Annotated in this window: 10 protein-coding genes and 1 pseudogene; 7 read left to right on the top strand and 4 right to left on the bottom strand. The window is 72.7% G+C overall.

Annotated features, from left to right (window positions below; translation table 11 throughout):
* The first annotated feature begins 255 nt into the window (after window positions 1-255).
* Window positions 256-1,254 (top strand): DMT family transporter, encoded by a 999-nt coding sequence (locus tag ACWF94_RS20070; protein ID WP_453489820.1) that lies wholly within the window; start codon window positions 256-258, stop codon window positions 1,252-1,254.
* 78 nt (window positions 1,255-1,332) lie between these two features.
* Here the strand turns inward: ACWF94_RS20070 and ACWF94_RS20065 are convergent, their stop codons facing one another.
* Complete coding sequence (locus tag ACWF94_RS20065; protein ID WP_453489817.1) at window positions 1,333-2,088, bottom strand: pyridoxamine 5'-phosphate oxidase family protein; 756 nt, start codon at window positions 2,086-2,088, stop codon at window positions 1,333-1,335.
* 35 nt (window positions 2,089-2,123) lie between these two features.
* Between ACWF94_RS20065 and ACWF94_RS20060 the strand changes: the two genes are divergently transcribed.
* Window positions 2,124-3,455: an aminotransferase class I/II-fold pyridoxal phosphate-dependent enzyme gene (locus tag ACWF94_RS20060; RefSeq protein ID WP_453489814.1), complete on the top strand. Its 1,332-nt coding sequence runs from the start codon at window positions 2,124-2,126 to the stop codon at window positions 3,453-3,455.
* Here the strand turns inward: ACWF94_RS20060 and ACWF94_RS20055 are convergent.
* Complete coding sequence (locus ACWF94_RS20055) at window positions 3,446-4,498, bottom strand: DMT family transporter (RefSeq protein ID WP_453489811.1); 1,053 nt, start codon at window positions 4,496-4,498, stop codon at window positions 3,446-3,448. The two genes, ACWF94_RS20060 and ACWF94_RS20055, sit on opposite strands and share 10 nt — an antisense overlap.
* Window positions 4,499-4,572: 74 nt before the next feature.
* Here ACWF94_RS20055 and ACWF94_RS20050 point away from each other — a divergent pair, with 74 nt between their 5' ends.
* Entirely contained in the window at window positions 4,573-5,475 is a 903-nt protein-coding gene (locus tag ACWF94_RS20050) for a LysR substrate-binding domain-containing protein (protein ID WP_453489808.1), read from the top strand.
* A 186-nt stretch (window positions 5,476-5,661) separates the two neighbouring features.
* On the opposite strand, the gene ACWF94_RS20045 is transcribed toward ACWF94_RS20050, so the two are convergent.
* Both ACWF94_RS20045 and ACWF94_RS20040 read right to left on the bottom strand, forming a co-directional pair.
* Window positions 5,662-6,108 (bottom strand): Rieske (2Fe-2S) protein, encoded by a 447-nt coding sequence (locus ACWF94_RS20045; RefSeq protein WP_453489805.1) that lies wholly within the window; start codon window positions 6,106-6,108, stop codon window positions 5,662-5,664.
* 105 nt (window positions 6,109-6,213) lie between these two features.
* Window positions 6,214-8,346, bottom strand: coding sequence for a prolyl oligopeptidase family serine peptidase (locus tag ACWF94_RS20040; RefSeq protein WP_453489802.1), 2,133 nt, complete (start codon window positions 8,344-8,346; stop codon window positions 6,214-6,216).
* 269 nt (window positions 8,347-8,615) lie between these two features.
* Between ACWF94_RS20040 and ACWF94_RS20035 the strand changes: the two genes are divergently transcribed.
* From ACWF94_RS20035 to ACWF94_RS20020, 4 genes and pseudogenes are all read left to right on the top strand, one after another.
* Window positions 8,616-9,275: a DUF1707 SHOCT-like domain-containing protein gene (locus tag ACWF94_RS20035; protein ID WP_453489799.1), complete on the top strand. Its 660-nt coding sequence runs from the start codon at window positions 8,616-8,618 to the stop codon at window positions 9,273-9,275.
* A 73-nt stretch (window positions 9,276-9,348) separates the two neighbouring features.
* Window positions 9,349-9,772, top strand: a pseudogene (locus ACWF94_RS20030) (LuxR C-terminal-related transcriptional regulator); the annotation flags it as partial.
* A gap of 210 nt (window positions 9,773-9,982) precedes the next feature.
* Complete coding sequence (locus ACWF94_RS20025) at window positions 9,983-10,852, top strand: alpha/beta fold hydrolase (RefSeq protein WP_453489796.1); 870 nt, start codon at window positions 9,983-9,985, stop codon at window positions 10,850-10,852.
* Between the two features lie 208 nt (window positions 10,853-11,060).
* Window positions 11,061-11,551 (top strand): HipA family kinase (locus ACWF94_RS20020; RefSeq protein ID WP_453489793.1); only part of this gene is annotated, 491 nt, incomplete at its 3' end.

Genomic DNA, 11,551 nt, shown 5'->3' with positions numbered 1-11,551 from the left:
GGGTGGCCGGTGAGCCCCTGGCGGGCGGGGCCGGTGACCGGCCCGCCGATGGCGGGGTCGCCGAGGGGGAGTTGTCCGCCGGGCATACCGGAACGTAGGGTGCCGATCATGCATTCGACCGTACTTCCGCCGCCCGCCGCCTAGCGCGGGCGGTTCCTGACGAAGACCGGGCTCGGGGTGTCCCCGAGCGGTCTGCGGCTGCCCGTGTGACCGAGCAGTGCGACCACCCACCCGTTCTTCCTCCGGAGACGTCACGTGTCGAAAACCTCCTCCGCTCCTGCCACCGCCGCGTCCGCGCGGGTGGCCGCGGCCACGCCCGTCGGGCGGAGCCTGCTCTATCTCGCCTTCGCCGGGATCGCCTGGGGGACCGCGGGCGCCGCCGCCTCGCTGGTCTTCGAGGTGAGCGACCTCGGCCCGCTCTCGCTGTCCTTCTGGCGCTGTCTCGGGGGGCTGGTGCTGCTGCTGGGCGCGCTGGCGTACCGGGCCCGCCGGGTGCGTACCGGCACCACCGCCGTGGAGCCGCGGCGGCGGCGACTGATCCGCATCCTCGGTACGGGGATCGGGCTCACCGTCTTCCAGAGCGCGTACTTCGCCGCCGTACAGGCCACCGGTCTCGCCGTCGCGACGGTCGTCACGCTCGGGGCGGGACCGGTCCTCATCGCGGTGGGGGCACGTCTGACCATGGGGGAGCGGCTCGGGCGCGGTGGTGTCATGGCCGTCGCCGGGGCACTTGCCGGACTCGTGGTGCTGGTGCTCGGCGGCGAGGGAGGCACCGTACGGCCGGCCGGGGTCGCGCTCGCGCTGCTCTCCGCGTCCGGGTACGCGGCGATCACCCTGCTGGCGCGGTGGCTGGGGCGCGACGGTGGCGGGGACTCGCTGGCCACGACCGCCTGGGCGTTCGGGGTCGGCGCGCTGGGGCTGTTGCCGGTGGCGCTGGCGGAGGGGCTGCTGCCGCACACCGAGGACCCGGCCCGGGTGCTCTGGCTGCTGGTGTATGTGGCCGCGGTGCCCACGGCGTTCGCGTACGTCCTCTACTTCGCGGGGGCGGCTGCCGTCCGGGCCGCGACCGTCTCGGTGATCATGCTGCTGGAGCCGGTGAGCGCGGCGGTGATCGCCGTGACGCTGCTGGACGAGCGGCTGACGGCGGCCACGGTGCTGGGGACGCTGCTGCTGCTGGCCGCGGTGGGGGCGCTGGCCTGGGCGGAGACCCGGGTGGGAAGGCGCGGGCCGGGCCGGGTGCTCGACGGGGGCTGACACCGCCGGCGCGGGGGCGGTCCGGGCGCGCTCCCGCGTTGGGCGGTCCGGGCGCGCTCCCGGATCGCCCCACGTCGTTCAGAGCATCGTGATGTAGTCCGGTACGGCGATCGACGGCGCCAGATCCGATGCCGGGACCGCGGGGCCGTACGACGTGGTCAGCGGGACCACACCGGTCCAGTGCGGCAGCAGGGCGTCCTCCGGTTCGTCGTTCGGCGGGCCGGTGCGGATCTTGGCGGAGACCTCGTCCAGCTCCAGCCGCAGGACCGCCGTGGCCGCCAGTTCCTTGGCGTTCGCCGGGCGGGAGTCCCGGGAACGGCCCGGGACCACCGCGTCGACCAGGGTGTCCAGGGCCTCGCGCTTCTCCGCGGGGTCCGTCACCGGGTGGGCGACGCCATGGATCATGACCGAGCGGTAGTTGATCGAATGGTGGAAGGCCGAGCGCGCCAGGACCAGGCCGTCGACATGCGTCACCGTCAGGCACACGGCGAGGCCCGGGTCCGCCTCGCCCGCCATGCGCAGCGGGCGGGAACCGGTCGAGCCGTGGACATAGACATGGTCGTCGACCCGCGCGTACAGCGTAGGGAGCACCACCGGAGCGCCGTCCCGCAGAAAGCCGAGATGACAGACGTACGCCGCGTCGAGGAGCGAGTGGACCAGCGCGCGGTCGTACGAGGCGCGCTCCCGGGAGCGGGTGGGGACGGTGCGTCCGGTCGGCTCGTAGGAGTCCGGCGGTTCGTAGATGTCGGGTGGTTCATAGGCGTCGGGTCGTTCGCAGGCGTTCGGCGGTTCGCAGGGGTTCGGCGGCTCATCGGCGTCCGGCGTCGCGCTCATTGCGCCCTCCGTTGTACTAGTGCATAATCTATTTTGTGCTAGTAGAGTATCGGATCACTGGGGCGCGCGCATCGGAGATCGCCGCCTCCATCGAGCGCGGCGTCGGTTCCGGCGAGCTGGCGCCGGGGCAACTGCTGCCGCCCATGCGGGAGTTGGCGACCCGTCTCGGCGTCAATCCGAACACCGTCGCCGCCGCGTACCGCACTCTGCGTGAACGCGCGGTGATCGAGACGGCGGGCCGGCGGGGGAGCCGGGTGCGGCCGAGGCCCGCCAGTACCTCGCGCGGGTCCAGCCGGATCGAGGCCCCGCCCGGCGTACGGGACGTCAGCGCGGGGAACCCCGACACCGCCCTGCTGCCCGCGCTCGCCGACGCGTTCGCCGCCGCGGCGGCGCGCAACGAGGAGCGGCCGGGGCTGTACGGACAGGCGCCCGTCGACGAGGACTTCGCCCGGCTCGCGCGCGCGGCGCTCGACGCCGACGGGGTGCCCGGCGGGCCGGTCGCCGTCACCTCCGGTTCCCTCGACGCGATCGAACGCGTCCTCGCCGCGCATCTGCGCCCCGGTGACATGGTCGCCGTCGAGGACCCCGGCTGGGGCGGCCTGCTCGATCTGATCCCGGCGCTCGGACTGCGGCCCGTACCGGTGCCCGTGGACGACGACGGTCCCCTCCCCGAGACCGTGGAACGGGCCCTCGCGGCGGGGGCCGGGGCCCTGATCGTCACCGACCGCGCGCAGAACCCCACCGGGGCGGTGGTGAGCGCGGACCGCGCACGCCGGCTGCGCTCGGTGCTCGCCCGCTTCCCCCGGGCCCTGCTCATTGAGGACGACCACGGCCACGGCATCGTCGACCAGCCCCTGCACCCCCTCGGCGGGGTCACCTCCCACTGGGCGTTCGTCCGCTCCACGGCCAAGGCGTACGGGCCCGATCTGCGGGTCGCGCTGCTGACCGGGGACGCCGTCACCGTCGACCGGGTGGCCGGACGCCAGCGCCTGGGGCCGGGCTGGGTCAGCAGGCTGCTACAGCGTGCCGTCGTTCAGCTGTGGGAGTCGGGCGCGGTCGATCCCCGGGTGGTGGCGGGGTCGTACGGGCAGCGGCGCGACGCGCTCGTACGGGCGCTGGCCGAGCGGGGCGTCGAGGCGTTCGGACGCAGCGGGATGAATGTGTGGGTGCCGGTGCCCGACGAGACCGGGGTGGTGGCCCGGCTGCTGCACGCGGGGTGGGCGGTCGCCCCCGGCGCATGGTTCCGCCTGGCCGCGCCGCCCGGGGTGCGGATCACCGTCTCCGGTCTGGTGATGGACGACATCGGGGCGGTCGCCGACGCGGTGGCGGCCGCGATGGGGTCGGGGCCTGCCCGCAGTTACGGGTGACCGGACGGGCTGGTTTCCCTTTCCGGGTTCGTACGGTCCTCCCGACCCGGTGCGTGATCACGGGCAGGGGCAGGGGCCGGTGCCGGTGCCGGTGCCGTGGCCGGGGCAGAGGCAGGGTCAGGGCGGTGGGATCTCGTCCGGCTCTGGGTGAGGGCCGCTCCCGCCAGCACGATCAGCGCTCCCACCGGGGTGTTCCAGCTCAGCCGCTCGCCGAGGAGTGCCACTCCGGCCGCCGTGGCGATGACCGGGATGAAGTACGTGACCATCTGCCCTGTCGTCGGGCCGACCTCGTCCACCAGGCCGTACTGGAGCAGCAGGGCGAACCCGGTCCCCAGGGAGCCCAGCGCCACCACGGCGAGCAGCGGCGCGACCGGGAACGAGGTGGGGACCGCGGTGAACAGCGGGGTGACGACGGCGAGCTGGACCGTGGCGATCAGCAACTGGGCGCCGGTCAGGGACAGATGGGAGTTCCCGGTGCCCGCCAGCGTACGGCGGACGTAGATCCAGCCGATCGGATAGCTCAGCGAGGCCAGCAGCGCCATCGCCGTACCGCCGAAGTCGAGTCCGGAGAAGCCCTGCCAGGCGCCGAGCACGGTCAGCACCCCGAGGAAGCCGAGGCCGAGCCCCGCCACCCGGCGCCGGGTGGGCCGGTCCTCGGAGAGCGCGACCAGGGACAGGGCCATGCCCCACAGCGGCGAGGTGGCGTTGCAGATGCCCGCAAGCGTCGAGGGGATTGTCAGCTCCGCGTAGGCGAAGAGCGAGAACGGCACGGAGTTCAGCAGCAGGGCGGCCACCGCCAGATGCCCCCAGGTGCGCGGCCCGCGCGGCAGCCGTTCCCGCCGCACCGCCAGCGCGACCGCCAGTACCGCCGTACCGAAGAACAGCCGGCCGAAGGTGACCTGAAAGGGGGCGAATCCCTCGGTGCCGACCTTGATGAGCAGAAAGCTGAAGCCCCACACCGCCGAGAGAACCGCGAAGCGGACGCGCCAGTCGAGCCGGGGGCGGCGGGCGGAACCGGCGGAAGCGCTCACGGCGGTGGTCATGACACCCACACTCGCGCCTTGAACATTGTAGGACAAGCGAGAATTTGTTGAGCTGTTCGTTTAGCATTGCTTATATGTTGAACCTGGAGCGGCTGCGGACCCTGGATGCCCTCGCCCGCCATGGCTCGGTCAGCGGCGCGGCCGAAGGGCTGCATGTCACGACCTCGGCGGTCTCCCAGCAGTTGGCGAAGCTGGAGCGCGAGATCGGCCAGCAACTGCTGGCGAAGAACGGGCGCGGGGTCCGGCTCACCGATGCCGGCCGGCTGCTCGCGGACCACGCGGCCCGCATCCTGTCGCAGGTCGAGCTGGCACAGTCCGATATCGAGGCCCAGCGCGGCCAGGTCGTCGGCGAGGTCAGGATCGCGGCCTTCCCCACCGCCGCCCGGGGGCTCTTCCCCGAGGTGATCTCCCTGCTGCGCGCCGACCACCCGGAGCTGCGCGTCCACTCGCGGGAGCTGGAGCCGGAGCAGGGCATCCAGGGGGTCATCAGGGGCGATCTCGATGTCGCCGTGGTCCTCGACTGGAGCAACAAACGGCTGCCCGTCCCCGGCGGTCTCGCCCAGGCACATCTGCTCGACGACGCGCCCGATATCGCGATGCCCGCCGGGCACGCCCTGGCGGGCCGCGCCGAAGTGGATCTGGAGGAGTTCGCCGACGACGAGTGGGTGTCCTGGCCGGCGGGCGAGTTCTGCCATGAGTGGCTGATGTTCACCCTGCGGTCCAAGGGGATCGAGCCGAGGATCTCCCATCTGGCGGCGGAGCACCATACCCAGCTTGCCCTGATCGCCGCCGGGCTCGGTGTCTGTGTCACCCCACGCCTGGGGCGCGGCACGGCGCCGGGCGGGGTCGCCTTCGTCCCCGTACGGCAGCGTATGCAGCGGCATGTGTACGCGGTGTGGCGTACCGACGCCGACCGCAGGCCCTGGATCCGGGCGGCGGTCGGCGCACTGCGCATGGCGGCGGGCACGCAGGGCTGAGAGTTCAGGGCGAGGGGCGAGGGGCGACGGGCGACGGGTGAAGGGCACTGGGCAAAGGGCGAGCGGCAAAGGTCAAGGGGCGGGGCCGCCCGGCCCCATGACCCTCGCGCCCGTGCACGGCCCGCCGTCCGGTACCGACCGGCCACACCGACCGGCCACGCGGCGCGACGCGGCGGCACCGCCGTCCTACGCCAGCTTGATCGCGTCCCCCTCGACCTTGATCGAAGCGGTCGGCAGGGGCGCGGGGGCGGGGCCGCCCTTCACACTGCCGTCGCTCGCGTCGAACAGGCTGTTGTGGCAGGGGCAGGTGATGACATTGTTCTCGACGCCCCTGACCGCACAGCCCTGGTGGGTGCACTTGGACGAGAACGCCTTGAACTCGCCCGCCGTCGGCTGGGTGATCACCACATCGCCGACGACCTTGCCACCGCCCTCCGGAATGTCCGCGACCTTGGCGAGTTCCGTGCCCGCCCCGCCGCCACCGCCCGACTGTCCGCCCCCGCCGGGGGCGTCCGCGCCGCCGCCGTCCGAGCCTCCGCACGCGGTGAGCGCGACGGCGAGACCGGCCCCGCCCACCGCGGCGACGACGGTCCGACGCCCGACGGTCCGGGACGGTCCCTGCGATCCGGTCATGCCCGCTCCTTCATTTCGACGCTGCTCACGGTCCCTTTCCGGCCGTCGATCCGGCCGGTTCCTTCGTGATGAGGTACGCGCCCGCACGACGGATCGTTCAGATCCTCAAAGCTTCAAGGACTCTTTGAGGAAGGCGACTTCGGCGAGCAGCAGATTGCTCGCCTGGTCCTGCCGGGTGACCAGATGGCTCGCGCCCGACAGCGGCAGCACCCGGTGCGTACGGCCCGCCGCGAGCAGCGCGGCGGACAGCCGGAGCGTATGCGCGAAGTACACATTGTCGTCGGCGACCCCGTGCACCAGCAGCAGCGGACGGGAGAGCAGATGGGCGTACGGGACGAGGGAACTGCGCCGGTACGCCTCCGGGAACACCTCGGGATGGCCGAGGAACCGCTCCTCCCAGTGGGTGTCGTACAACCGCCGGTCGGTCGGCGCGGCTCCCGCGACGGCGGCGTGGAAGACCTCGGGACGGTGCAGCACCGCACCGGCCGCCAGATAGCCGCCGTAGGACCAGCCGCGGATCGCCACCCGGCCGAGGTCGAGACCGGGGCAGTGCTCCGCGGCCCGGTGCAGCGCGTCGATCTGGTCCTCCAGCGATACGGTCAGCCGGTCGCCGTGAATGGACTTCTCCCAGGCGCGGCCCCGGCCGGAGGTGCCTCGGCCGTCCGTGACGAGCACCGCGAAACCCTGCTCGGCGAACCACTGGGAGACCGCCGTCCACCAGCCGTGCGCCCGCACCACCAGCTGGATACCGGGTCCCGAGTACGGGTTGACCAGCACCGGCAGAGCGCCCGTGCCCGGCTCGTACCACGACGGCAGAAAGAGCTGGCCGCGCAGTTCGCGCTCGCCGAGCGTGAGGAACTCCGGCGCGGGCCGCACCGACGGCTCCTCCGCGAGGACCGCGATCCGCCCGGCCGGCACACCGCCGTCACCGCCGTCGAGGACGGTCACCGTCCGCCCCGACTCGGTCCAGCTGGTCAGGACGACGGTGTCGCCGCCCGCGTCCGCGTGGTGGACGCCGGGGCCCGCGCTGAGCCGCACGAAACCGCCGGCGGGGTCGTAGGACCAGGCGTGGACCTCGGTGGGGTCCGTACCGGCGGCGAAGTACACCCGCTCACCGGCGATCCCCGTGACCTCCCGGACATGCAGCCCGGCGGGGGAGCGGGCATCCCCGATCCGCAGCCCGGTCAGCTCGTCGTCGGCGACGAAGACCGTGACGGGCGTGCCGGATGCCGTCCGGCCGGGAGCGCCCGGCACCAGTGCCACCCACGCCGGGTCGTGCCGGACGGCCAGTACCCCGGTGGCTCCCGTGTCCGGGTCGATGCCCAGCAGTTGCACCGTGCGCTGGTCGCGGGTCTGCACCTGGGCGAACGGGCCGATCCCGTCCCAGCCGGTCTCCGCCACGTACTCGAAGGCGGTGTCTGTCCAGTCGCCCGGCGGATGCCCGTCGCCGGGTGCGGCGGCCGGAAGTGCCACCCGCACCCGCGCCCCGTCCAGCCGCACGATATGCAGCGACACCTCCGCGTTGGCCGTCCCCGCGACCGGATACGGAACCGACCGCGGCGGCTTGGCCGGATCGGCCGGGTCACCGATGTACCAGCGCCGCACCGCCGTGTTGTCCACCCGCGCGACCAGCAGCGCGTCCCCGTCCGGCGACCACCAGTGGCCGCGCGTCCGCCCGACCGACTCGGCCGACACATGGTCGCTCAGCCCATAGGTCACCTCCTCGCTCTCGGGCTCCGCGACCGCCCGGTCACCGCTTCCGTCGGTCCGTACGACCCGCAGCGCACCGCCGCTGACATACGCGATCCAGGTGCCGTCCGGTGACAGACGCGGGTCGACCACCGGGCCCCCGGCCCGGATCCGCCGGGGCCGGCCGCCGTCCGTCCGCACCGTCCACAGCGCGCCGCCCAGCGCGAACACCACCAGCCGTGCCGCGCGGTCCGTCGCATACGCCACCACCCCGGACGAGGTCTCCCGGGCGCGCTCCCGGCGTACCGACTCCGCCTCCGGTACCCCGGCCGGGTCGTCGCCGAGCGCCGCCGGGTCGGCGAGCGGGCGCTCGCGCCCCGACTCGTACAGCCACAGCCTGCTCACCGGGTCGTCACCCGCGGTGCCCCGGACGAACAGCACCCGGGTGCCGTCCGGCGAGACGGTGATCTGCTGGGGTACTCCGAGCGCGAAACGCCGGGTGCGGGCGAACTGGCGGGGGAAGTCAGGGGCCTTGATGCCATCATCCATGGGGCATCGTTGGCATCCGCCCATGGGTTCTGGCAAGCGGTTTCAGCCCTGCCGATCAGCCCCGCCGGTCCGCCTCTTCCGATGAGCCTGCCGGTCCGCCTTCGCGGATCAGCCCTGCCGGTCCGCCTCTTCCGACGAGCCCGCCGGTCCGCCGTAAGCGGACTCCTCGGCCCAGCCGGGACCCGTGTCGCGATATAGCGTTAGTCTTCTATCCGCGCCGCTGCCCGCGTCGCGTGAAGACGTTCGACAGAGTCAGGACGGACGGAAGCATGCCGGGAGAGATCTCGCCCACCGGGAAGCACTCCGGCTCCGGCTCGCCGCCCGGGCTGCGGGCCTCTCATGCGGACCGGGACCGGGTGGTCGATGTGCTGCGTATCGCGGCGGGGGACGGCCTGTTGACCGCGGATGAGCTGGACGAGCGGCTGGAGGCCGCCCTGTCGGCGCGGACCGTGAGCGAACTGACCGTGCTCACCGCTGACCTGCCGCCCGTATCGGCCGCGGGCGGCATGACGGTAGCCGAGGTCAAGGACGTGGTCCGGATCGAACAGGTCCACAGCGGCGCGGTCGAGCGCGTGGGGCGCTGGGTGGTACCGCGGAGGCTGGAACTCGCCGTGACGTACTGCGAGGTGACGCTCGACTTCACCGACGCGGTGATCACGCACGACACCCTGCGGATCGATGTGGGTATGACGGGGAAGACCCTGACGCTGGTCACGGGGCCGGGCATCGTGGTCGACACCGACGGTCTGCTGCTGGTGCACTGCAGGATCACGCACCGTCCGGCTCCGACGCCTCCTGATACACCGGTCACCCTGCGCGTGGAACTGGTCGGTCAGAAGGCCCACGGCCGCGTGGTGGTACGGCCCCCGCGGCGGACGTTCGGGCAGTGGCTGCTGCGCAGGCCCCCGTCCCCTTCCGCGGGCGCATGACTCCGTCGCTGTGAACCGCCGGCGGGTCGGCAGGGCCAGACGCTCGCCGGACACCTCGCCCGTCTCGATGCCGCTGCTGACGACCTTCGGACTCGACGAGTACGTGTACGACGCGCTCGCGGCCGGGGCGGGCGGCTTTCTGCTCAAGGACGCCACCTTTCCCGAGCTGCTGCACGCGGTGCGCGTGGTGGTGGCCGGGAACGCGCTGCTCTCGCCCGAGATCACCAAACGGGTGATCGGCGAGTTCGTGCATGCGCGGGCGTCGCGCCTGCCGGTTCACTGCGCGGGGGAACTCACAGCGCGAGAGGCGGAGGTGCTCACCCTGATTGCTCGGGGGCTGTCCAATACGGAGATCGCGAGCCGGCTGACGATCACGGATCACACCGTGAAGACCCATCAACCGGCTGTTCGCGAAGCTGGGGCTGCGGGACCGGGCGCAGGCGGTGATCGTGGCCTATGAGTTGGGGCTGGTGCGGGTGGGGGGCGGAGCCCGCTGAGGGATCGTTCCCCGGTCCACTGGGCCCCCGCGGCGAGAGCATGGCTCGCCGCCCCGGCACCGGATCTCGCGAGAGCCCTGCCGATACGGGGCGGGCGCGCGCGATCCAGGGTGGGGCGTGGCCCACTGCGGGGCCCACTGCGCGGCCTATTGCGGAGCGGCGCCGCCGCCGTGCCGATGAGTTTCCGGGGCGGGGCGGGTCTGCAGGGGTATGGAGACTCACACACTTGAGACAGCCGGCGCGGATCTTGTTTATGACGTTCGCGGGCCGCTGCCGACCGCGGACGGACGCCCGCCGTTGCTCATGATCGGGCAGCCCATGGATGCGACGGGTTTCGTCGCGCTCGCGGCGCGCTTTCCCGAGCGGACGGTTGCCACCTACGACCCGCGCGGGCTCGGTCGCAGCACCCGTAAGGACGGGCGGGTCGACCACACGCCGGGGACCCAGGCCGACGACGTGCACGCGGTCATCGAGGCGCTCGGGTCCGGGCCGGTCGAGATGTTCGCGAGCAGTGGCGGAGCGATCACCGCGCTCGCGGTCGTGGCGAAGTATCCGGCCGACGTGACCACCCTGGTCGCGCACGAGCCGCCGCTCATCACCCTCACGCCGGACGGCCCGGCGGCCGTGCGGGCGCGGGCCGGAGTCCGGGAGGCGTACGAGAAGCGGGGGTGGGGGGCCGGGATGGCCGCGTTCGTGGCGATGACCTCGTGGGAGGGAGAGTTCACCGACGCGTACTTCGCACAGCCGGAGGCCGATCCCGCCGCGTTCGGGATGCCCACGGAGGACGACGGCTCGCGTGACGATCCGCTGTTGTCCGACCGATCATGGGCGGTCAGCGGCTACCGGCCCGACGTCGAGGCGATCGCAGCCGCGCCGACCCGCGTCGTGATCGCTGTGGGCGAGGAGTCCCGGGACGTGCAGACCGGACGCACCTCGGCCGCGACCGCCGAACTGCTCGGGCAGCGGATGACCGTGTTCCCGAGCCATCACGGCGGGTTCCTCGACGGAGAGTTCGGATATCCGGGGAAGCCGGACGAGTTCGCGCATCGCCTGCGGGAGGTCCTTGACGGCGCGTCCTGAACCAACCGCTGGACGAGTGGTTCCACAGACCCCGGCGGCGGATGCCGTAGCGGGCTCCCCGGTGGGGGTGTGAGCACGATGACGGCGACGAACCCGTGGGCGAACGCCCGACGGTCACCGGCCGGCCGGTGACCATGGCGGCCCGCCCGGCCGTATATGTGACCCGGCCTGCGGATTCGCAGGGAGTCGCGCCGTATAGCCTGGCGAAATGCTGACCGAAGTCGTCGCGACCCGCTACGTCACGCCTCTGCGTGAGGGCGGCTCGCTCCCGGGCATCGTCGAGGCGGACGATCTCGGCACGTATGTCATGAAGTTCACCGGAGCGGGACAGGGGCGCAAGACCCTGGTCGCCGAGATCATCTGTGGCAGGCTCGGCCGTCGGCTCGGGCTGCGCGTACCCGAGCTGGTCACGATGCAGCTCGACCCGGTCATCGGACTGGGCGAACCGGACCAGGAGGTCCAGGAGCTGCTGAAGGCGAGCGGCGGGCTCAACCTCGGCATGGACTTCCTGCCCGGGTCGATCGGCTTCGACCCGCTCGCCTACGAGGTGGACCCGGCGGAGGCGGGCCGGGTCATCTGGTTCGACGCGCTGATCAACAACGTCGACCGGTCCTGGCGCAACCCCAACCTGCTGGTGTGGCACGGCGATCTGTGGCTCATCGACCACGGTGCCACCATGATCTGGCACCACAACTGGCC

It is taken from the genome of Streptomyces sp. NPDC055078 (assembly GCF_053607985.1).
The sequence above is the reverse complement of the archived record's forward strand: the minus strand, read 5'-3'. Positions and strand labels throughout refer to the sequence as shown.

Bases quoted from the DNA above. Each gene is read 5' to 3' on its own strand.
- ACWF94_RS20025 (WP_453489796.1), top strand. From the start codon at position 9,983: ATGGAGACTCACACACTTGAGACAGCCGGCGCGGATCTTGTTTATGAC.
- ACWF94_RS20045 (WP_453489805.1), bottom strand. From the start codon at position 6,108: ATGACCGGATCGCAGGGACCGTCCCGGACCGTCGGGCGTCGGACCGTC.
- ACWF94_RS20055 (WP_453489811.1), bottom strand. From the start codon at position 4,498: ATGACCACCGCCGTGAGCGCTTCCGCCGGTTCCGCCCGCCGCCCCCGG.
- ACWF94_RS20065 (WP_453489817.1), bottom strand. From the start codon at position 2,088: ATGAGCGCGACGCCGGACGCCGATGAGCCGCCGAACCCCTGCGAACCG.
- ACWF94_RS20035 (WP_453489799.1), top strand. From the start codon at position 8,616: ATGCCGGGAGAGATCTCGCCCACCGGGAAGCACTCCGGCTCCGGCTCG.
- ACWF94_RS20040 (WP_453489802.1), bottom strand. From the start codon at position 8,346: ATGGATGATGGCATCAAGGCCCCTGACTTCCCCCGCCAGTTCGCCCGC.
- ACWF94_RS20050 (WP_453489808.1), top strand. From the start codon at position 4,573: ATGTTGAACCTGGAGCGGCTGCGGACCCTGGATGCCCTCGCCCGCCAT.